Annotated in this window: 16 protein-coding genes and 1 pseudogene; 7 read left to right on the top strand and 10 right to left on the bottom strand. The window is 60.2% G+C overall.

Features of this window, described 5'->3' with window-relative positions:
• Positions 1 to 110: 110 nt before the first annotated feature.
• Positions 111 to 596, bottom strand: a complete 486-nt coding sequence (locus tag AGR7B_RS13015; protein ID WP_003521277.1) for a hypothetical protein — start codon at positions 594 to 596, stop codon at positions 111 to 113.
• Positions 597 to 840: 244 nt separating this feature from the next.
• Between AGR7B_RS13015 and AGR7B_RS13010 the strand changes: the two genes are divergently transcribed.
• The 6 genes from AGR7B_RS13010 (at position 841) to AGR7B_RS12985 (ending at position 8014) form a co-directional block, all read left to right on the top strand.
• Complete coding sequence (locus AGR7B_RS13010; RefSeq protein WP_065656977.1) at positions 841 to 1704, top strand: MurR/RpiR family transcriptional regulator; 864 nt, start codon at positions 841 to 843, stop codon at positions 1702 to 1704.
• Between the two features lie 82 nt (positions 1705 to 1786).
• Positions 1787 to 2569 carry an SDR family oxidoreductase gene (locus AGR7B_RS13005; protein ID WP_080856812.1) on the top strand — a complete coding sequence of 261 codons (783 nt, stop codon included), beginning with the start codon at positions 1787 to 1789 and terminating at the stop codon, positions 2567 to 2569.
• A 44-nt stretch (positions 2570 to 2613) separates the two neighbouring features.
• Entirely contained in the window at positions 2614 to 4533 is a 1920-nt protein-coding gene (locus tag AGR7B_RS13000) for a beta-N-acetylhexosaminidase (RefSeq protein WP_080856811.1), read from the top strand.
• A 12-nt stretch (positions 4534 to 4545) separates the two neighbouring features.
• Positions 4546 to 5979 carry a M81 family metallopeptidase gene (locus tag AGR7B_RS12995; protein ID WP_080856810.1) on the top strand — a complete coding sequence of 478 codons (1434 nt, stop codon included), beginning with the start codon at positions 4546 to 4548 and terminating at the stop codon, positions 5977 to 5979.
• A gap of 62 nt (positions 5980 to 6041) precedes the next feature.
• Positions 6042 to 7247: an MFS transporter gene (locus AGR7B_RS12990; protein WP_080856809.1), complete on the top strand. Its 1206-nt coding sequence runs from the start codon at positions 6042 to 6044 to the stop codon at positions 7245 to 7247.
• A 26-nt stretch (positions 7248 to 7273) separates the two neighbouring features.
• Positions 7274 to 8014, top strand: a complete 741-nt coding sequence (locus AGR7B_RS12985) for a copper homeostasis protein CutC (protein WP_080857098.1) — start codon at positions 7274 to 7276, stop codon at positions 8012 to 8014.
• Here AGR7B_RS12985 and AGR7B_RS12980 read toward each other — a convergent pair.
• The 7 genes from AGR7B_RS12980 to AGR7B_RS12950 all read right to left on the bottom strand — a co-directional run bounded on the left by AGR7B_RS12980 (position 7980) and on the right by AGR7B_RS12950 (position 17662).
• Positions 7980 to 9131 carry a glycosyltransferase family protein gene (locus tag AGR7B_RS12980; protein ID WP_080856808.1) on the bottom strand — a complete coding sequence of 384 codons (1152 nt, stop codon included), beginning with the start codon at positions 9129 to 9131 and terminating at the stop codon, positions 7980 to 7982. The genes AGR7B_RS12985 and AGR7B_RS12980 overlap by 35 nt on opposite strands.
• Positions 9128 to 10375, bottom strand: coding sequence for a glycosyltransferase (locus AGR7B_RS12975; RefSeq protein ID WP_162934129.1), 1248 nt, complete (start codon positions 10373 to 10375; stop codon positions 9128 to 9130). Before AGR7B_RS12975 ends, AGR7B_RS12980 begins: the two co-directional genes overlap by 4 nt.
• 43 nt (positions 10376 to 10418) lie before the next feature.
• A complete protein-coding gene (locus AGR7B_RS12970; RefSeq protein ID WP_080856807.1) occupies positions 10419 to 11627 on the bottom strand; it encodes a glycosyltransferase family protein in 1209 nt (402 codons plus the stop codon).
• Positions 11628 to 11699: 72 nt separating this feature from the next.
• Positions 11700 to 12875: an ABC transporter permease gene (locus tag AGR7B_RS12965; RefSeq protein WP_065656984.1), complete on the bottom strand. Its 1176-nt coding sequence runs from the start codon at positions 12873 to 12875 to the stop codon at positions 11700 to 11702.
• Positions 12872 to 13870 (bottom strand): ABC transporter permease, encoded by a 999-nt coding sequence (locus AGR7B_RS12960; RefSeq protein WP_080856806.1) that lies wholly within the window; start codon positions 13868 to 13870, stop codon positions 12872 to 12874. Before AGR7B_RS12960 ends, AGR7B_RS12965 begins: the two co-directional genes overlap by 4 nt.
• A gap of 1 nt (position 13871) precedes the next feature.
• Complete coding sequence (locus AGR7B_RS12955; RefSeq protein ID WP_080856805.1) at positions 13872 to 15773, bottom strand: ABC transporter substrate-binding protein; 1902 nt, start codon at positions 15771 to 15773, stop codon at positions 13872 to 13874.
• Positions 15770 to 17662 (bottom strand): ABC transporter ATP-binding protein, encoded by a 1893-nt coding sequence (locus tag AGR7B_RS12950; RefSeq protein WP_080856804.1) that lies wholly within the window; start codon positions 17660 to 17662, stop codon positions 15770 to 15772. The genes AGR7B_RS12955 and AGR7B_RS12950 overlap by 4 nt, the downstream gene beginning before the upstream one ends.
• Before the next feature lie 211 nt (positions 17663 to 17873).
• Here AGR7B_RS12950 and AGR7B_RS12945 point away from each other — a divergent pair.
• Positions 17874 to 18837: pseudogene (locus AGR7B_RS12945) on the top strand (glycosyltransferase family 32 protein).
• Here AGR7B_RS12945 and AGR7B_RS12940 read toward each other — a convergent pair.
• Both AGR7B_RS12940 and AGR7B_RS12935 read right to left on the bottom strand, forming a co-directional pair.
• Positions 18829 to 19572 carry a polysaccharide deacetylase family protein gene (locus AGR7B_RS12940; protein WP_080856803.1) on the bottom strand — a complete coding sequence of 248 codons (744 nt, stop codon included), beginning with the start codon at positions 19570 to 19572 and terminating at the stop codon, positions 18829 to 18831. The pseudogene AGR7B_RS12945 and the gene AGR7B_RS12940 overlap by 9 nt on opposite strands.
• Positions 19569 to 20666, bottom strand: coding sequence for a glycosyltransferase family 4 protein (locus AGR7B_RS12935; RefSeq protein WP_080856802.1), 1098 nt, complete (start codon positions 20664 to 20666; stop codon positions 19569 to 19571). The genes AGR7B_RS12940 and AGR7B_RS12935 overlap by 4 nt, the downstream gene beginning before the upstream one ends.
• Between the last annotated feature and the right edge of the window lie 92 nt (positions 20667 to 20758).

Below are 20758 nucleotides of genomic sequence, written 5' to 3'. Positions count from 1 at the left end.
CGGCTGTTCCTGACGCGATCCGTCTCCGGCATTTTTCCGCCCCTTCCAGACGAAAAAACAACGCCGGGCTTTCGGCCCGGCGTGCGAAGCTTTTCCAGATGTCCGCTGGATCACGGCATGGGGTTGGGCATGTAGCCGGTGAAACCGCTGATCTTCCAGCGTCCCTGATGCAGCCGGCAATAATAGAGCGTCTGCCATTTCATGACGTCGAAGCTGCCATCGGCCTTGCGAAGCCCACCGTCGAACTTCTTGCGCACCAGCGCGGTCTCACCTTCCACTTCGATTTCTTCCAGCGTGGTGGTCGCAAAGATCGCATCGCGCGGGTTATCTGCGAATTGCTGGGTTTGAAAATCCTGCGCCTGCCGCAGCCACTCGTCGCGATAGGCGCTGAGCGAAGGGAACGACAGGCGCCAATTGTCCGGGTTCGCATCCCGGTTGGCGTTGATGCCGAGAAAGCCGTCCTCGACGAAATCGTCCGCGACCTTCGACCAGTCGGCGGCAAGGAAAGCGTCGATGTCCCGCGTTACCAGCATCTCCCAGATGGAATGGCGGGCGATGTCTGTTTCGGGAAAGGGGTTTTTGAAGGGATCACGCATGGTTTCGGTCCATTATTGAAATTATTTTCAAGATTTGGAGATTTCTCTGGTGTTGATTGTTGGCATATGCTCATCTCTCAATCAACAGAGAAAATAATTTTCAAATCAAAGGTGCGCGCGGTGTCGTCAGCAAGACGAAACATCCTCGATTCATGGATCTATGCGGTTGACGGGCGCGCTTTCTTAGGGTGCATCGGAAACGGGGCCAAGCCTTAAGTTTTGGCGGAACGGAGACCCGGTGAACATGGATATTTTCGCAAAAATACAGGAAGACAGGGGACAATTCTCGCAGTCGGAGCGGCGGATTGCCGATATTCTGGTTTCGGACTTCGAATTCGCCGTCAATGCCTCGATCATCGAGCTGGCGGCCCGCGCCGAAGTGTCGCCGCCGACCGTGACGCGGTTCTGCCGTCGGCTGGGGTGCCAGAGCTTTTCGGATTTCAAGGTCAGCCTCGCCAAGACGGCCTATGTGGGTATTCGATACCTCACCTCCGAACCCTCCAGCACCGGTCCCTCGGATGTGGCGGAAGAGGTGCTCGCCAAGGCACAGGAAGCGCTTTTCCTGTTGCACAGGACGCTCGATCCCGCCCTTGCCGATGAAGCGGCGATCAGGATCGCCAATAGCGGCATGATCTATGCCTTCGGCGCAGGCGGCAATTCCTCGATGATCGCTTCGGAAATCCAGAACCGGCTGTTCCGCCTGGGCCTGCGTGTTTCGACCAGTGCCGATCACAGCATGCAGCTGATGATGACGGCTGCGGCGCGCAAGGAAGATGTCATCATCGGTTCGTCCTTTTCCGGCCGCAACATGGAACTGGTGAAATGTTTCAGGCTGGCGCGGGAAATGGGGGTCACCACCATTGCGCTCACCCAGAGCGACACGCCTGTTGCCGCGGCCGCCGACATGGTGGTGGCGGTCAATGTGCCCGAGGGAAACAATATCTTCCGCCCCACCTCATCGCGCTACGCCTATCTGGCCGCCGTCGATGTTCTGGCGACGCTTGCTGCCTATCATCAACGGCAACGATCGATGGTGACGTTGCGTCATATCAAGCAGCAGCTCGTGGAACATCGTGACCCGGATGACAAGCAATTGCTCGGTGACTGAGGCGGGCTGACGAAAAACACAGGCTGCTTTGCCTGAGACCCGCTTTGTGGCGGGTCGGAAAGCTTCAAGGGAGTTGTAGGAGATGAAGGACAGGAAAGACCAGCTCGCCGTCGTTACCGGCGCGGCAGGTGATATTGGCCGGGCAATTGCCACGGCGCTCGCTGAAAGCCATGCAAAGGTCGTGTTGGTCGATATCGATCCCGACGCCCTTTCGAGCGCGCTATCCCTGCTTTCCAGTCCCCGCTTCGTTGCGAAAACCTGCGATGTCACGGATCCACAGGACCTTGCGAGGCTGGCCGCCGAGGTCGCGGAGCTGGGGGATGTTGTTACCCTCGTCAACAATGCGGGCGCGGCAAGAGCGGTCAGCCTGCACGACACGACCGCCGATATATGGCGCAGGGACAATGCCCTCAATCTGGAAGCCCCGTTTCTCTGCTTCAGGGCTTTCGAAGAGGCGCTGAAGCGGACCCAGGGGTCGGTGGTCAATATCACGTCCGTCAACGGCATGGCGGTCTTCGGTCATCCGGCCTATAGCGCCGCAAAGGCCGGCTTGATCCATCTGACCAAGCTGATCGCCGTGGAATACGGCAAATTCGGCATCCGTTCCAATGCCGTTGCGCCGGGCACCGTGCGCACCCAGGCATGGGAGGCGCGGGCCGCCGCCAATCCTCAGGTCTTCGAAGAGGCGAAGCACTGGTATCCGCTGCAACGCATCGTGAGGCCCCAAGATGTGGCCAACGCCGTCGCCTTTCTGGCCGGCCCGCAGGCGGAGGCGATCAGCGGCGTGTGCCTGCCGGTCGATTGCGGACTGACGGCGGGGCAGGCGCCGCTGGCCCGGACCTTCTCGCAATCCGAACATTACTGACCGAAGCCCTTCTGAGGGCTCAATGCGCAATAAAGGGGAGCATCATGGCGCTCGCACATTATCGTCTCGAAAATTCCTGGCATCCGCTCAAAGATTCCGCCTCCGGCGGTTTTACCTTTACCCTGGTCAATCTTTCCCGCGAGCCGCTGAAGGATTTTCGCATCGTCTACACGTCGTTGACGCGGACGGTAGACAAGCCCGCTTGCGACAATGCCGTTTACCTGCGCCGCAACGCCAATTTCCATGAGTTTGCACCGCCGCCGGGCTTCGTGCTCGAGCCGGGGAAATCCTGGCGCTTCACCGTCGATGGCCTGCTGCGGCCGGCTCGACATCGCACGGATGGCGCGAAATCCGCCTATGTCAGCCTTGCCGATGGAACGCATCGCGCCGTCGATGTCGGTGACCTGATGTTGGATGGGCGTCACAGCGAGCCGGCGCCGGTTCTGCTTCCGGAAGGCAAGCTCGATCTGCCCTTTTCCATCCAGCCCTGGCCCGCTGAAATCGACGCCGAACCGGGCGACGGTTTTCCCGTCGCGCTCTTCCCCGCGGAAGATGCGGGTGCAGAAGAAGTGCTTGCGGTGGAAACCGTGCTTTCGCTGTTCCGCCGGCTCTTTGCCGTCGGGCACGTGCCCTTTAGCCTTGCGCCGGTTCATGAGGGAAAACCGCTTCGTTTCAAGCGCCACAGCGGGCTGGAAGCGGAAGGTTATCGCCTCACTTTTTCAAAAGAAGCGGTGGTTGTGGAATATTCGGCCGCTGCCGGTCTGCAATATGGCCTGACGGTTCTGGCGCAGCTGCTGCATGGCGCGCGCATCGATCCTCAATTCCGCTTCCCGGCCTCCGGCGCCATCAGCGATGCGCCCCGTTATAGCTGGCGTGGCTGCCATCTCGATGTCTCACGGCAATTCTATCCGACAGGCGATGTCCTGCGGCTCATCGATATTCTCGCATGGCTGCGCATGAACCGCTTCCATTGGCACCTGACGGATGACGAGGCATGGCGGCTCGAAATCAAGGCCTATCCGCTGCTGACCACCGTTGGCGCCACGCGCGGCCCGGATGCGCCGCTTCTGCCGCAGCTCGGTAACGGGGCTGAGCCGGTGTCGGGCTATTACACACAGGATGAGGTGCGCATGGTCGTCGCGCATGCGGCGGCATTGAACGTCGAAATCGTGCCGGAAGTCGATATTCCCGGCCACAGCACGGCGGCTCTCGTGGCCTATCCGGAGCTGACGGACGGGCAGGAGGCGCCGGACAGCTACCGCTCTGTGCAGGGATACCCGAACAATGCGCTTAACCCGGCCATCGAGCCGACCTATGAATTCCTCGGCAAGATATTCGACGAGATGGTGGAGCTGTTCCCGTCGCGGCTGATCCATATTGGCGGCGATGAGGTTGCGGATGGGTCGTGGCTGGCCTCGCCGCTTGCCAAGGCGCTGATGGAAAAGGAGGGGCTCGATGGCACCTTCGGCATCCAGTCCTATTTCATGAAGCGCATTCAGGGAATGCTGCATGAGCGCGGCCGCCAGCTTGCTGGCTGGGATGAGGTTTCCCACGGCGGCGGTGTCGATCCGGCCGGAACGTTGCTGATGGCGTGGCAGAAGCCGGAAGTCGGGCTTGAGCTTGCACGCCAAGGCTATGACGTGGTGATGACACCGGGTCAGGCCTATTATCTCGACATGGTGCAGGATGAAGCCTGGCAGGAGCCGGGCGCAAGCTGGGCCGGCACGGTTCCGCCGTCGCATACTTATGCCTATGAGGCAGTCGGCGAATTTCCCGAGGAGTTGAAGGAGCGGATGAAGGGCGTTCAGGCCTGCATCTGGTCTGAACATTTCCTCAATCGCGCCTATTTCAACCATCTGGTTTTCCCCCGTCTGCCGGCGATTGCCGAGGCGGCGTGGACGCCAAAGGCGCAAAAGGACTGGCTGCGTTTTGCGGCCATCGTCCCCTTGAGCCCGGTTTATTGAGGGGAAACCGACATGCGTATTGCCGTGGGTGGAATTCATACCGAATGCAGCACCTATTCACCGGTGCTGATGGGCGAGCAGGATTTTCGTGTCTTTCGCGGCGCGGAACTGCTGGAGACCGAGTATTTCAATTTCCTCGGTGAAGGCGGGGCGGACGTGTTGCCGCTTCTGCATGCGCGGGCAGTGCCGGGCGGACCGGTTTCGCGCGTGGCCTATGAGGCGTTCAAGGCGGAGTTTCTCGAACGCCTGAAGGCCTGCCTGCCGCTGGACGGGCTTTATCTCGCCATGCACGGCGCGATGAATGTCGAAGGCATGGACGATGCGGAAGGTGACTGGATTTCCAGCGCCCGCGCCGTCGTCGGGCCGGATGTCGTGGTCTCTGCGAGCTATGACTTGCACGGCAATGTCAGCCAGACGATCATCGATCAGCTCGACATATTTGCCGGCTACCGAACTGCGCCGCATATCGATGTGCGGGAGACGATGGTGCGGGCGTGGACGATGCTGCTGAAGACCCTGAAGACGGGCGAAAAGCCCGGCGTCGCCTGGGCGAAAATTCCGGTTCTGCTGCCGGGTGAGAAGACCTCCACGGAAGACGAACCCACTAAAAGCCTTTATGCCGTTCTACCGGATCACGATGCGCGGCCCGGCATTTGGGATGCGAATTTCATGATCGGCTACGTCTGGGCGGACGAACCCCGGGCGACGGCCTGCGCGGTGGTGACGGGAACGGACAAAGCGGCCGCACAGGCGGTCGCGACTGAGATCGCGCAATCCTACTGGAATGCCCGGCAGGATTTTCGGTTCGGCCCCGTGACAGAGCCGCTCGAGGCCATTCTGGATATCGCCGAAAACACGGCAACGCGGCCAATCATCTTGGCCGACTCCGGCGATAACCCGACCGGCGGTGGGGTTGGCGATCGCGCCGATGTTCTGGCTGCGCTGATTGCGCGCAACTGGCAGGGCGCGTTGCTGGGCGGCATCACCGACAGGCCGGCGGTCGAAGCCTGTTTTGCGGCCGGCGAAGGTGCTGCGCTTTCCCTGAAAATCGGCGGCAGTCTCGATCCGCAGAGCCCGTCCGTGACCGTCGAGGCCCGTGTTGTGAAACTGGATGATCCAGGTGCTGCTGACCAGCGGCAGGCAGTGGTCGCCATCGGCGGCATCACGGTCATTCTGGCGGCGCGGCGCAGGCCTTATCACATGATTTCCGATTTCACCCGTCTCGGCTTCAATCCAAAGGAAGTGCGGCTACTGGTCGTCAAGTCCGGTTATCTTTCACCGGAGCTTGCGCCTATCGCCAATCCCAACCTCATGGCGCTGACGGAAGGGGTCATCAATCAGGATATCGAAAATCTTCCCAATCGCCGCCGGGACGGCGATTTTTACCCATGGAAGCCGCATTTCGATTATACCCCTCAGCCCATCCTTTCGGCCCGCTGGCGATGACAGCGGTTCGGTAGCTTTTACCCAGCGATCCGGCGGTGCCGGATCATCTCAGGCGAATATCCATGCCGTCGGCTCTTTCCATCGTCATCAACAATCCGTCGATCCGCATCGGGGCGCTCGCCATCCTATTCTTCGGGTTTTCGAACGCGGCGACCGCCCCCTATCAGGCGGTCATCGGCATTCGCGAAATCGGGCTGAGCAACAGCGTCTATTCGCTGCTGATGCTGTTTGCCGCCGTCATCAATGTCAGCGCCAGCGTGTTGATGGGCATCGTCGCAGACAGGCTGGGTGAATATCGCAAGCCAATGCTCTATATCGCGCTCTTCGGCGTCAGCGGTTATCTGCTGGTCTATCTGGCAGGCAACGCCACCGCGTTTGTCGCTGCAAAGCTGGTGCTTCTGCCGATTTTCGGAGCGATGAATTCGTTGATCTTCGCCCATGTGCGCGCCGATGCGCGCAACCTTTCGACGGGTGAGATGATCGCGGTGAATTCGATCATGCGGGCAACCATCTCTCTTTCCTGGGTGCTGGTGCCGGGCATTGTCGGTGTTTTTCTGGTGAATTCCGGCAATATGCTGATGGCTTTCCTGTTTTCGGGCATCTGCGCGCTTGTCTGCTTTCTGCTCGTCGCCTTCTGTCTGCCACGCGCCGCCACGCCGGCATCGGCAAATACCGAAGCGCGGTTTGGCCTGCGCGCCTCGCTTGCGGAAATCGGATCACGGCGGGTGCTGCTCCGGATCATCGCCATTGCGCTCATCTGCTCGATGCTGCATCTCAACGATTCGGTGCGCTCGCTCATCATAACCGGACAGGCCAGGGGCACGGTGGCGGATATCGGCATTGTTGCGGGTATCGTCGCTGCGCTGGAAATCGTCTTCATTCTCCTGTGGGGCTGGATCGAGAAGAAGGTTCCGCAGACGCTGACACTTGCGGCGGGAGCGGGGCTTTACGCCATCTATCTCATTCTGCAGGGGCTTGCTTCAGCGCCGTGGCATATCTACGCCCAAACGGTCATCAGTGCGCTGGGCGCCGCCGCGATCATCAGCATTCCAATTACCTACTTGCAGGAACTGATCGCGGACCGGCCGGGACTCGGAAGCTCGCTGATTGCGGTCAATATCTTTCTCGGCGCTGGTCTGGGTGCGTTGATTTTTGCCGTTGGAACCCTGGTTTCCAGCTATTCGGGAACCTCCATATTGGGGGCGATCGTGGGGCTTGGCGGCGTTTATATGCTTTACGCGCTTGATGGAAAGGGCCGCCGCAGGTAACGGCCACTCAAATGAAAGAGGTTACGATGATTCTCGAAATTTGCGTGGACGATGTCGCCGGTCTGGAAGCGGCGGTCAGCGGCGGGGCCGATCGGATCGAGCTCTGTGCGGCGCTTTCGGGCGGCGGTGTGACGCCATCGGCGGGTTTCATGCAGCGCGCGGCGTCCTGCGGGTTGCCGGTGAGCGTCATGATCAGGCCGCGCGCCGGTGATTTCGTCTTCACGCGCGACGAAGCGGATGTGATGAAACGCGATATCGACGCGGCGCGTGCCGCCGGTCTTTCCGGCGTGGTGCTCGGCGCATCGCGCGGCGATGGTTCGCTCGACATTGTCCTGCTCGAGGATTTGCGCCGCCATGCCGACGGGCTGGATGTGACGCTGCACCGGGCCTTTGATGTCGTGCCTGATATGGACGAGGCGCTGGAAGCCGCCATCGCATTGGGGTTCCCAAGAATTCTCACCTCAGGCGGCGCGCGTTCGGCGCTTGAAGGGATCGAGGCTTTGGCCCACCTGTCTGAGATGGCGGCAGGGCGGATCGTCATCATGCCCGGTGCCGGCGTGCGTCCCCAGAGCGTTCAGACCTTGCTGGATCGCTTTCCGATCACGGAGATTCACGCATCCTGTTCCGCCGTTCCATCCTATGATCCGGAAAGCAGGGTGGCGAAGCTCGGTTTCACCGGCGCAGGGCGCAAGGTTACCGATGAGGCGGCGGTTCGCGAGTTGAAGACGATCCTCACCGCTCATCATAAAGATGGCGCAGCGCTCTAGCCGTTCCGGCCGCGCCATCGAGATCGAGCGTGATCGTGCCGGGCGCCGGCAGGGACAATGCGGCCTTTATGGCATCGGCCATCGCTTGCGCAGAAATATCCTTCTCCTCCAGCACATGCGCCAGCCCCAGCCGCGCCAGCCGTTCGGCGCGGGCGCTCTGTTCGGTTTCGCCCCCGGCTGCGAAGGGGATCAGAAGCGAGCGGCATTTTGCCTGAAGAATATCGCAGACGGTGTTGTAACCGGCCTGTGAAATCGAAAGCCGTGCGCCGGCGAGCAAACTTGCGAAATCCTTGCGGAAACGGAAGACGGACACATTGCCCGCCGCCCGCGCGGATATCGCATCGAAATCCGCCTGCGGCATGTTTGGACCGGTCACGAGGCACCAGCTCTTGATGCCATCCAAGAGGGGGGCAGCCTCGAGAGCAGCCCGTATGAGTGCGGCCCCAACGGCGCCACCGCCTGCGGAAACCACGATATCGAATTTTTCCGCTGGTTCCGCCGGCGGAAGAGGGGCGACGAGGCCGGTATAGACGATGCGCTGGCTGATCTCGCCTGCGAGGGGAAACGTGTCTTCCAACCGGGCGAAATCCGGATCGCCATGGACGAGCACCGCATCGAAATGTTTCTTCACCAGTGACACGGTCTCTTCGTCCCGGCCTGGTTTGGTCTTTTCCTGCAAGATGTCGCGCAGTGACGCCATGACGAGCGGGCGCGGTTCGCTGTCTTCTATCTCATCGAGAAGCGGCAACAATTCGAAACGCACCTGCCTGCGACCGAACGGGAACGCCTCGATGATAACGATATCGGGTTTGGCACCGTGATAGGCGCCGATCAGCATATCGGTTCTCAGCCTCTTGAAGTCGTCATCCACCGGTTTGCCGGAACTGTCGACCAGGCCGGCAAAGCTGCCGTCGCTGACGGCGATGGGCGGCAATTCGACATGGCGGATGCCCTCGCCCGGAAAGCCCGGAACCCGCGTGCCGCCCGTGACCAGCACGACATCGAAACCGTTCGCCTGAAGGGCATTGGCAATGCGGCTGGCGCGGGCGATATGGCCGATGCCGAGAAGGTGCTGAACGTAGAAGAAGACGCAGGGGCGTTTTTCCGTATCGGTCATGGCGTTTTTTCCCACTCGGTCTCGAACAGGGCCTTCAGCTCGACAATGCTGGTGCGATGGTCGAAGGCGGTGCGCACACGGTTTTCGGCGGCACTGCCAAGACGCTGGCGCAATCGCGGATCGGTGATGGCCGTGCGCAGGGCCTCTGCGAAGGCGGCCGGATTTTCCGGTTCCGTCAGCAGGCCGTTTTCACCACTGACGAAGAACTCCGGAATGCCGGAAATATTGGTGGAGATGCAGGTCAGCGCCTGGCTTGCGGCCTCGACCAGCACATTTGGCAGGCCGTCGCGGTCGCCATCGCTGGTGATGCGGCAGGCAAGGGCGAAGAGGTCCGCTTCCCGGTAGTTCTCCAGCACCTGCTTCTGGTCCATGGCGCCGGTCCAGACGATCCTGTCGGCAACGCCGAGTTCGTCTGCAAGTTTCTTCAGGGAGGCCAGTTCATCGCCGCCGCCGATATGGGTGAAACGCCAGTGGATATCCTGCGGCAGCGAGGCGAGCGCACGCAGGAGAATATCGATGCCCTTTTTCTTGACCGCCCGGCCGACGCTCAAAATCCTGACCGGATCATCGGCATCTGAACCGTCTCTTGCCGGTCGTGGCGTTTCGAAATGCGGGAAACGGGTGAGATCGAGGCCGTGATAGCTCAGATGCACATTCTGCCTTGACCCGGAAAGGGTCTGCAGATGCTGGAAGCCGCCGGCAGTGCAGGTCACGGCCCACCGGGCGCTTTGCAGCTTGGCGGCAAGGTCGCGGTCGCTGGAGGTCCAGATGTCCTTGGCGTGGGCCGAAATCGTCCAGGGCGTGCCGGTGATGAGGTGGGTATAGGCGGCGACCGAGGCGGGTGTGTGGATGAAATGGACATGCAGCCATTCGGCATCCGCCGGCCATTCATTCGCGAGCACCGCAGCCTGCCCGAAACGGCGGAAGCGATTGCGGCTGAGATCATGCGGCAGGTCGTTGAAAAACCGGCGAAGCGCCTTGGTGAAACCCGGCTTTTTTCGGCACGCCCACAATGCCTTCAAAACCCGCAGCGGTTCCTCGTGCAGATATTCCGGAAGATATGTGACGGGCGCGCGGATTTCATCGTGAACGGGGTGGCGCTTCTTGTCCGTGGGCCGGCGCATCGACATGAGTTCGAGTTTCAGCCCTGCCTTTTCCAGCCCCAGAAGTTCCTGGGCGATGAAAGTCTCGGACAGGCGTGGATAGCCCTTGAGGAGCACCACGATTTTTTTTGTATCGGTCACGTTGCGCGTGTCTCTTTTGAAGCGGTGTTTGTCGGGGAACCGGTCACGCGGTCAGCGTGATCGGCGCCTTGTCGCCCTCTGACGGCAGCCATTCGGCTATCCGGCGCGATATGTTTTCCAGACCGTCCAGCTTCAACTCGCGCGCATTGACGGAAGGCGGCGCGCGGTTCGGCAACGCTTTGAGAGCAGCCGCCATTTTTGCCGGGTTCTCGGCATCTTCCGGCAGAAGCATGTCGAAAAGGCCAAGCTCCGAGGCACGGCTGGCGCGGATAAGCTGCTCTTCGCGCGGCACCGTACGCGGCACGACGAGGGCGGGTTTGTCGAAGGACAATATCTCGCAGACGGTGTTGTAACCGCCCATGGAGACGACGGCCTGCGCGCCAGCGACGAGGTCTTCCATGCGGTTGTCGAATTCGATGATTTCGATATGCGGAATATCGGCAACACTGCTCGTGAAGCGCTGGCGTTGATCCGCCGGCATATAGGGGCCGAGCACCACCAGCGCCTTGTGCGTCAGTTCGCTGTCATGGCGATAGGCGTTGATGACGTCGTCGATCAATTCGCTGCCATCGCCGCCGCCGCCGGTGGTGACGAGAAGGTAATCGCCTTCCGGCCGATGCGCTACGGTTTCGGCCTGCGTCTTCGATCTTTGCAGGAAACCGACGAAATCCATCTTGTCGCGAACGGTGTGCGGAACGTCGAGCCCCGTCAGCGGATCGTGGAAATCGGGTGGGCCATAAATCCAGACGTGGTCATAGAACTGGCCGATCTTGGTCATGACATTGTTGCGCTTCCACTCCGCTTCGAGCAGCTGCGGTGCATCCATGACATCGCGCAGGCCGATGACGAGCTTGGTGCCCTGTCCCTTGAGATAGGCGAGCGTTTCCTCCACCTCGCCGCGCAGGCCCATGGGCTCCTTGTCGACGATGAAGATATCCGGCTGGAAGCTTTCGGCGGTGTGGTAGATGATGGAGCGGCGCATCTTCAGCGTTTCCTGAAGATCGATATGCCTGTCCATGGACGTATATTCGCCGTTGCGCAGCTTGATGACGCTCGGGATTTTCACGAAATCGACGCGGGCGCGATAATCGAAAGCGCCGGCAATCGTCGCGCCTGAAATGATGAGTACGTTGAGGCCGCGATAATCCTCCACCAGAGCATGCGCGATGGTGCGACACCGCCGCAGATGCCCGAGCCCAAAGGAATCGTGGCTGTACATGAGGATACGCGCGTCGTTCAAACGGGAGGTCATGGGCCACACCTCTTTTTGCCTTTCACAAAAAAGGCGATGGCGAAAGGGCAGTTTATCAAAGGGTGTTCCATTTTATCTGAAGGGATCCGCAGCATCACGTAGTCCGTCGCCGAAGAAATTAAAGGCCAGAATGACGAGAACGACAGGGATCGTCGGGATGAGAAGCCATGGATATAGCGCAATGACGCTGACGCTGCGCGCCTCCGTGAGCAGAATTCCCCAACTTGTGATCGGTGGTCTGAGACCGAGGCCGAGGAAGCTCAGCGCGGTTTCGCCGAGAATCATGCCCGGTATCGTCAGGGTGGCGGATGCGATCAAGTGTGACATGAAGCCGGGAATAAGGTGTCTGCCGATGATGCGCGGCGTTCCGGCACCCATTAATTGTGCAGACAAAACATAGTCTTCTTCACGAAGCGCCAGAAGTTTTGAGCGCACGGCGCGCGCAAGGCCCGTCCAGTCCAGCATGCCGAGAATGATGGTGATGCCGAGATAGACGAGGATGGGGCTCCAGGTCACCGGCATGATCGCCGCAAGCGCCAGCCAGAGCGGAATGCTCGGGATGGATTGCAGCACCTCGATAATGCGCTGAACGATCAGATCGAAGGTGCCGCCGCGGTAACCGGCCAGACCGCCGATCACAATGCCGAGAACGAAGCTCATGGCGACGCCGAGGAGACCGATGGTCAGCGAAATGCGCGCGCCATAGATGATGCGGGACAGCACGTCACGGCCGAGACGATCCGTGCCGAGCAGGAACAATTCACCGCCCTCCGCCGGGCAGACGAGATGGGTTCTGCCCTCGAACATGCCCCAGAAGCGATAGGTATCGCCCTTGCAGAAGAAACGCAGCGGCTGGATATCCGTCGGCACATCCCGGTAGACCCGTCTCAGATTGTCCATGTCGAGCGTCATTTCCCGGCCATAAACGAAGGGGCCGACAAATTTTCCGTCGTTGAAGAGGTGAATGGCCTGCGGCGGGGCGTAGATATGTTCGATATTGCGGGTGTGGAGATTATAGGGGGCGAGGAATTCGCTGATCAGGATCGAAAGATAAAGCACCACCAGAAAGGCGCCGGACCACACCGCGATCTTATGCTGACGGAACTGCCACCACATGAGACGCAGCTGCGAGGCCTTGCTGAAGGCCGCCATTCCTGACGTGTTGGGTTCGATCAGCGACGGGTCGAAGGGCGCGGTCGAGACATAATGGGGCAGCGCTTCGCCGGGTTTCGGAATGGATGAAGTCATTTGACGTTACCACCTCCGAAGCGGATTCGCGGGTCGAGTATGGCAAGGGCGATATCCGATACCAGAACGCCGATCACCGTCAGGAATGCGAGGAACATCAGGAATGAGCCGGCCAGATACATATCCTGGCTCTGCAACGCCCTGATGAGCATGGGACCGGTGGTTTCGAGCGACAGCACGACGGCGGTGATTTCCGCGCCGGAAATGATGGCCGGCAGGATCGAGCCAATGTCCGAGATGAAGAAATTCAGCGCCATGCGCAGCGGATATTTGGTGAGCACCTTGAAGGGGTGTAGCCCCTTGGCGCGGGCCGTGACCACATATTGTTTCTGCAATTCATCGAGCAGATTGGCGCGCAGGCGGCGGATCATGCCGGCGGTGCCCGCCGTTCCGATGATGAGGACAGGGATCCAGATATGTTCGAGGATCGACTTGAACTTCGCCCAGCTCATCGCCTGGTTCAGATATTCCCGGTCCATCAGATGGCCGATGGAAATGCCGAACCAGATATTTGCGAAATACATCAGGATCAGCGCCAGCATGAAGTTGGGAATGGCGATGCCGAGCAGGCCGAGGAAGGTGAGGCCGTAATCGCCCCAGCTGTATTTATGCGTGGCGGAGTAGATGCCGATCGGGAAGGCAATGAGCCATGTTACGATGATTGTAAGGAACGACACCAGCACCGTCAGCCACAGGCGGTCTCCCACCACATCGCTGACCGGCAGCTGATATTCGAAGGAATAACCGAAATCGCCGACCAGCATACCTGTCGCCCAGCGGAAATAGCGGATCGGGGCTGGCTGGTCGAAACCGTAGCGGACACGCAGCTCCTCGATTTCGGCAAGGTTCGCCGTCTCGCCCATGGCGCGCAGCTCGGCGACATAGCTTTCGAAATAATCGCCCGGCGGCAGTTCGATGATGGTGAAGACCAGCATCGAGATCAGGATCAGCGTGGGGATCATGACGAGGATGCGCTTGATTATATACCGCAGCATATCAGGCGTCTCCGTCATACCAGAAGGCATCCGGCATATAGACGCCGAGATAGGATGTGGGCTCGTAACCGAAAAGCGCCTTGTCCGGCACGTTTCGCATGCGTTTGACATGAACGACGGGTTGCAGCGCGCCGTTGACGATGCCGATGGAAAACACCTGCTGCGTATAAATACCCAGCATTTCCAGCCAGATGGCTTCGCGCTCCTGTTCGGTGACGCTTCTGCGCCATTTTTTCAGGAGATCGAGCAGATGCGCCGCCTCCGGCAGATCGGGCTCCTTGCCCTCGCGGCCGCCGGAAAGATAATGCACACCCCAGACCGGCCATTGCAGCTGGTCGTCACCGGTGGGCGCGAGGCCGGAAGGCAGCATGTCGGGCGTCGGCACACCGTTGTCCATGCCCATCCATACCGACATCAGCACCTCGCCGCCCATGGCGCGCTTGCGGAAGACATCGCGCTGGGTGGGGCGGACGGAAACGGCAATGCCGATATGCCGCCAGTGATCCGTCACCAGTTCCATCACGTCGGTTTCAAGCGTGCTTTCGCCTGTCGTTTCGACGATGATATAGGCCGGGCGACCATCCGGCAGGAGCCGAAGGCCGGCATTGTCGCGCTTGTCGAGACCGGCTTCATCGAGCAGCCTGTTGGCCGCCGCACGGTCGAAAGCGCTCCAGGCGTCCGCAAATTCCTGCCGGTAAAGCGTGCTTTCCGGCAGAACGGTGTCGGCGCTTTCCTTTGCCAGCCCGTAAAAGCAGACCATGTTGATTTCGTGCCGGTTTATCGCGAGCGACAGCGCCCGGCGCACGCGCACGTCCTGAAAAGCGCTGCGCCAGACTGCGTCGGCACAATTGAGGTTGGGCAGCAGCGCGATGCGCGAACCCTGAGAGCGCTTGTAGAGGTTCACCTTCAGGGGAAAGCGCTTTTCGGCATCTTTGAGAAAGGTGTAATCGGCGAAATCGAGGCCGAAATATTGCAGATCGCTATCGCCGGACGCCGTCTTGGCCGAGATGATGTCGGACGAAGTGACGTTGAGCAGGAAACGATCGAGATAGGGCAGTTGCAGGCCGTTTTCGTCGACCCGGTGATAATAGGGGTTACGCTCGAAGACGAATTGTTCGGCTGGCGGCGCGGTGGTGTTGCGCCAGGCATCCAGCGTCGGCAGATCGGGATTTTCTGGACGAACCTGCCGCGACATCTTGATATGCAGCCCGCTCCAGTCATCCGCCTTGTTTTTCTTGATCAGCTTGGCGAGTTTTTCCGCCGTCTGATATTTGACGTGGAACTGTTTCATATAGGCGGCGGGCAGGAACAGCCGCGCCGGTGAGGCCGCTGCGAGCTTCGCCAGAAAATCCGGGTTCGGACCATCCCAGGTATAGCGCACCGTCAACCGGTCGATGACTTCGATAAGCGGCGGCTTGCTGTTGACCAGAAGCTCTATCGGCGGGCCGCCCTTGTGGATTTCCCTGTTGAGGGCAACGTCCTCCCAGAAATAACGGAAATCCTCGGAGGTGAAATCGCTGCCGTCGGACCATTTGTGGCCTTCGCGCAGCTTGAAGGTGAAGATGCGTTCTTCCTGAAGGTCGTAGCTTTCGAGAATATCCGGATGAAGCTCGAATTTCTCGTCATAACCGACAAGGCGGGCATAGCTGCTGATCGGCATCAGGCGAATGTCGCGCTGGCCGCCAATGAGCATACGCACCGAGCCACCATGTTTTCCCGGCTCGCGGCCAAGCGCTTTCATGTCGATGACGCGCGGGTTTTTCGGCAGGCGTTCGGCCACCTCGGGCAATTCGCCCTTTTCCCGTTTTTCTTTGAAATAGGCGGGGTCGGTATAAGCGGCCCGGGCATGGGCCGGCAGGAAGACGGAGGCCAAGAGGGCAAGGGTGGTGCGACGCGTGATCAAGGGCGAAGCTCCCGGATATCGGCATTGCCGTTTGCAAGCACGAAATGGCCTTCGCCGAGATCGGCGGAGATCATGTCGCCATCACCCTCGTCGCGGAACTGTTTGCCCCAGTCGAATTTGCCCGTCGCGCTGATCTTGCCGATGGTGCGGAAATCGAGCGGGCGGTCGAGATCGGGGAAAGGCACGGCGGCCAGCAGGGATTTCGTATAGGGATGAACCGGAGAGCGCATCAGGATTTCGCGCGGCGCCAGCTCCACGATACGGCCCTCGCACATCACCGCCACGCGGTCGGCCATATAGTCCACCACCGCCAGATTATGCGAAATGAAGAGATAGGTCAGCCCGAGATCCTGCTGCAAATCCTTCAGCAGATTGAGAATTTGCGCCTGCACCGAGACATCGAGGGCGGAGACCGGCTCATCGCAGATCAACAATTCGGGGCCGAGTGCCAAGGCGCGGGCAATGCCGATGCGTTGCCTCTGGCCGCCGGAGAAACTATGGGGATAGCGGTTCAGCGCGCTTTCGCCCAGGCCGATGGCCCTGACGAGACCCCGGACTTTCTCCGCGCGGTATTTCGCATCCCCCCGTCCGTGGATTTCCAGCGGCTCGCTCAGGATGTTGCCCACGGTCATGCGTGGCGACAGAGACGATATCGGGTCCTGGAAGACCATCTGTATCTTCGACCGCAGCTCTTTCAGGTCTCCGTCCCTGGCATTGAGGACGTCGATGTCGCCCTCAGGCCGGTGAAAGGTCACCGAGCCTTCATCCGGGCGAACGGCGCGCATGAGGATTTTGCTGACGGTGGTTTTGCCGCTGCCGCTTTCACCCACCAGCCCGAGGCATTCTCCGCGGCGAATTTCAAAACTGACGCTATTGACCGCCTTGGTGGCGTTGGCATCGCCTTTGCGGAACCAGCTGGACTTCCGGGTCGTGAAGGTCTTGCTGATATTGTTCACGGTCAGAAGCGGGCCGGGGGTCTTGTTCACCGCGGCGTTTTTTTTGCCGACGAGGCTTTCGTGGTCAATGTTGATTTCGCGAAGCGCCTTCAGCCTTTCGCCGGGCTTCATGTCGAAATGCGGCACGGCGGCCATCAGGCCCTTGAGGTAGGGGTGGCTCGGCGACTTGAAAATGTCGTCGACCGTACCGGCCTCCATGATCTCGCCCTGATAGATCACGGCAACCTCATCGGCGATATTGGCCACCACGCCGAGATCGTGGGTGATGAGCAGCATGCTCATGTTCAGGCGGCTCTGCAGATCGCGCAGCAGCTTGAGGATTTGCGCCTGTATGGTCACATCCAGCGCCGTCGTCGGCTCGTCGGCGATCAGAAGTGCGGGGCGACAGATCAGCGCCATGGCGATCATGGCGCGCTGGCGCATGCCGCCCGACAGCTCGAAGGGATACATGTTCACGACCTTCTTGGGTTTGGAAAACCCCACGAGGTCGAGCGTTTCATGCATTTTTTCCGCACGTTCGGCCGGTGACAGGATGCTGTGAATCCTGAGCGCCTCGTCGATCTGGTTGCCGATGGTGTGCAGCGGCGAAAAGGAGGTCATGGGCTCCTGAAAAATCAGGCCGATGCGATTTCCGCGTATCGAACGGATTTCCCGGCCGTCCTTCGGCAATTGCAGCAGATCGACAGGGCCGGCCGCGGCATTTTCCGGATCGGTGAACAGCACGCGGCCATTCACGCGCGCCGTCTTGGGATGGATGCCCATGATGGTCTGGCCGATGACGGATTTTCCCGAGCCGGACTCGCCGACGAGAGCCGTGACTTTTCCCGGAAGAATGCGAAGGCTCGCGCCCCTGACGGCATCTATGGTGCCGCCCATGAGAGAAAACGAGACCCGCAGATTTTCAATACGAAGCAAATCTGCGCCTGCGCTCATGCCAAAGGGTTCCTTGCCGTCTCTTTATCGTTGCCTTGTGACAATTTGCTCAGGAGGGCTTAAATCCACGTTATCGCAGGGTGTGTTGTCTGTCTATGCCTCTGAAACATCGAATTGTTTAGCGAATTCAAAGCCGGCTTCCGAAACACGACGGCTTGCCTGACGCCTTTTGTTTGGCGATATGTTAACGAGCGTTTCTGGATGAGGATCCATGTCCGACAAGAAATATTACGATGCCCAGCTGGATAAGGCCCGGCAGTTGCAAAATGGCGGTCAGTATGCGGAAGCCAATGCGCTTCTCTTATCGCTGGTTGCAGCAAAGGACGGCCACCTGATGGGTGAGCAAACGGTGCTCGGCCTGCCGCGCCGGCTGCACGCGGCACGGCTGCGCCTCGCCAAGGCCGAGGGCGATATGGTCGCGAAGATCGGTTATCAATATACGCTTGTTCCACCCCCACAGGTGCTGGAGAAATATGCGCGGTTTTCCACGGAAGAACGTCGCACGATCAGCGTCAAAAGCCGTGAAGATGTGCCAAGGCTCATCCATCAGATATGGATCGGGGAAAAAGCCCCGCCGGTATCGGTTGAGGCATGGGCCGCCCACGCTTCGAACCATGGTTACGACTATCGGCTCTGGCGGGAGGCCGATCTTGAGCGGGAGGGCGTGTTTTCGAACGGCGTCTTCAAAACCATGCTGGACAAGGGCGATTATCCGGGCGCGGTGGACGTGGCCCGTTATATTCTGCTGGAGCGGTTTGGCGGTATCTATCTCGATTGCGACTGGTATCCGGCGCGGGACGATGTGAGTTTCGATACATTCCTGCCTCTGGCGGGGCTGACGGTGTTTGACGAAAAAAACGCCGCGGGACACGGGGCAGGGCAGCATGCTGCTTGCCAATTCCTTCATCGCTGCGCCTGCCGGACATCCGGTTTTCAGCAGGATGCTGGAAGCCTTTCCCGGGATTATCGAAGACATGCCGCGCGCGCCTGCCTGGTGGTCGACCGGCCCCTTGATCTTCACCATCGTCGCCCGCGCGGGAAGTATCAGCCTTGCGCCGGCGGGGTTCGTTGCCGCGTCCCTTCCCGACCGCGCCCCCTTTGAGACGGTGGAAGCGGTCAGGCGGGAACTTTCCACCAAGGCGAGCGGGTTGCTGATCGCCTGGAAATCATGGTGAGATGTCGTCGACGAGGTCTTTCGAAGAACGCCAGCGGGCGGCGGTATGTTCGGCGGTCACCTCGAAAAGCCGTCTCAGAAAGCGCCAGACATTGTCGTCATGGACGAGATGGTGGGTGAGGATGCCGGTGGTGCCGCCGTTTTCGGCGGTCGTCAGGATGCGGGCGGCGGTCTCGGCGAAGAGCACGTCGTCGTTACGGCCACCGCGACTGCCGTGCCAGTCGATTACATCGACATGGGTGTTCAGGCAGGGCGGCAGGGTGCTTTTCTCCGGGCCGAAAACGGATAGGGCGCGATATCCGAGGCCCGCCAGTGCCTTCACGATATCGGCATCTATGCGGTTCCACGGCGGCACGAGCATCGGCACCAAACGCCCGCCATGCAGGTCGTGGAGTTTATCCAGTCCGGATTGCAATTCATCGAGAACGACAGCGGGATCGCGATGCGATCCGAGTTCCTGTTTCTTTTCCTTCTCGCCGGCATAATTCGTATGGGACCAGCCATGCACGGCGACCTGGGCAATGTCCGACACATCCAGATGCCGTGCGAGCTTATCGGTCGTCATCTCGGGGATGACCGCGAGCGTGACCGGAGCGGAGAAGCCGCCGCAAAGATCGAGCAACGTGTCGAGCGCGGGCGTCGGCTCCACCGCATCGTCGTCCCGAAGCCAGAGATCGGCGGATATGCCGCGCCGCCCGCATTCGTCCAGTGCCGCAACGAGTTTTTCCAGACTCATGATCTTCGCGCCTTTGCTTGCAGCAGGATATGGTTCAGTTCTTTTGCGGCATTTTCCAGAGACCGTTCGTTCCTCACGAATTGCCGGGCCGCCCGTGCCAGTTCTTCGCGCTGTCTGTCGTCGCCGAGCAGGGTTTTAATCGCGTCGGCATAGGCGGCTCTATCATTTTCTGGTGTCAGTAATCCTGTGACGCCGGATTTTACCACCTCGGGGACGCCAGCCACTTTTTCGGCCACAACGGGCAGGCCGGCAGCCTGCGCTTCGAGATAGGCAAGCCCATAGGCCTCGCCATGGCCCGGCCAGACATAGAGAGAGGCTTTTGAAAGGAGCATTGCGATCTCGGCTGCGGTTTTTTCCCCGTGCCAGACGAGACGGTGGTTGGGAAACGTGCTGAACATGGCTTCCACGGCCGTGCGTTCCGGTCCGTCGCCGACGATATCCAGCGTCCAGTCGAGATCCTGCGGCAACAGGGCGAGCGCTTCGGAAAGGGCGCGATAGCTGTCGAGTTTGTCACCCGCCCGCATCATGGCGACGGTGATGAGCCTCGCGGGTGTCGGCTGGGGCGTGTTCTTGAGAAAAGCCCCAGTATCGATGAAAGGCGGCAGCATGGCCCAGCGAAGGGTGGGCGAGGCCCGCACAAGCCCTTCACGATCCCGCGCGGTGAAGCAGATATTGATGGCGGCGGCGTTCAACGCGGCCAGCAACCCATCCTGAACCGCCTGCCATCCCATGCCATTCCGTTTCGGCGAATAGGACGCTTCAGCGCTGACAAAGGGGATGTCGAAACGTTTGCTTAGTTCCGGCCCGAGCAAGTCCGGCGCCTTGTAATAGGGGTGGTAACAAAACCAGAGATCCGGCACGCCATCCCGTCGCCAGCGCCGTGTGACGATCTCGATTTCGCGCTCGGCCTCATCGGCGACCAACGCCCTTGCCGGGTCATCGGGCTGTTTCAGGAAGCTGCGCAGTTCCGAAGCGACGGAAACATCGTGACCGCCCATCGTGATCGCCGTCATCAGCAAACGGGCCATCAGCCGGTCACCGGAGGGAACGGGATGGTTGGGAAATTTGAGCGGCGCATAAAAGGCGATCTTCATGGCGACGGTTGTGCGTTGGCGGTGGCTAGGGCGTCAACCGGAATTTGAAAGGGCCGAGCCTTGACAGGTCCGTCATTCTTGCCCAACTGAAA

It is taken from the genome of Agrobacterium deltaense RV3 (assembly GCF_900013505.1).
Taxonomy (GTDB): Bacteria; Pseudomonadota; Alphaproteobacteria; order Rhizobiales; family Rhizobiaceae; genus Agrobacterium; species Agrobacterium leguminum.
The sequence above is the reverse complement of the archived record's forward strand: the minus strand, read 5'-3'. Positions and strand labels throughout refer to the sequence as shown.

What these genes read in the sequence shown, in the direction of transcription:
- AGR7B_RS13015 (WP_003521277.1), bottom strand. Translation starts at nt 596, where the DNA reads ATGCGTGATCCCTTCAAAAACCCCTTTCCCGAAACAGACATCGCCCGC.
- AGR7B_RS13010 (WP_065656977.1), top strand. Translation starts at nt 841, where the DNA reads ATGGATATTTTCGCAAAAATACAGGAAGACAGGGGACAATTCTCGCAG.
- AGR7B_RS13005 (WP_080856812.1), top strand. Translation starts at nt 1,787, where the DNA reads ATGAAGGACAGGAAAGACCAGCTCGCCGTCGTTACCGGCGCGGCAGGT.
- AGR7B_RS13000 (WP_080856811.1), top strand. Translation starts at nt 2,614, where the DNA reads ATGGCGCTCGCACATTATCGTCTCGAAAATTCCTGGCATCCGCTCAAA.
- AGR7B_RS12995 (WP_080856810.1), top strand. Translation starts at nt 4,546, where the DNA reads ATGCGTATTGCCGTGGGTGGAATTCATACCGAATGCAGCACCTATTCA.
- AGR7B_RS12990 (WP_080856809.1), top strand. Translation starts at nt 6,042, where the DNA reads ATGCCGTCGGCTCTTTCCATCGTCATCAACAATCCGTCGATCCGCATC.
- AGR7B_RS12985 (WP_080857098.1), top strand. Translation starts at nt 7,274, where the DNA reads ATGATTCTCGAAATTTGCGTGGACGATGTCGCCGGTCTGGAAGCGGCG.
- AGR7B_RS12980 (WP_080856808.1), bottom strand. Translation starts at nt 9,131, where the DNA reads ATGACCGATACGGAAAAACGCCCCTGCGTCTTCTTCTACGTTCAGCAC.
- AGR7B_RS12970 (WP_080856807.1), bottom strand. Translation starts at nt 11,627, where the DNA reads ATGACCTCCCGTTTGAACGACGCGCGTATCCTCATGTACAGCCACGAT.
- AGR7B_RS12965 (WP_065656984.1), bottom strand. Translation starts at nt 12,875, where the DNA reads ATGACTTCATCCATTCCGAAACCCGGCGAAGCGCTGCCCCATTATGTC.
- AGR7B_RS12960 (WP_080856806.1), bottom strand. Translation starts at nt 13,870, where the DNA reads ATGCTGCGGTATATAATCAAGCGCATCCTCGTCATGATCCCCACGCTG.
- AGR7B_RS12950 (WP_080856804.1), bottom strand. Translation starts at nt 17,662, where the DNA reads ATGAGCGCAGGCGCAGATTTGCTTCGTATTGAAAATCTGCGGGTCTCG.
- AGR7B_RS12940 (WP_080856803.1), bottom strand. Translation starts at nt 19,572, where the DNA reads ATGAGTCTGGAAAAACTCGTTGCGGCACTGGACGAATGCGGGCGGCGC.
- AGR7B_RS12935 (WP_080856802.1), bottom strand. Translation starts at nt 20,666, where the DNA reads ATGAAGATCGCCTTTTATGCGCCGCTCAAATTTCCCAACCATCCCGTT.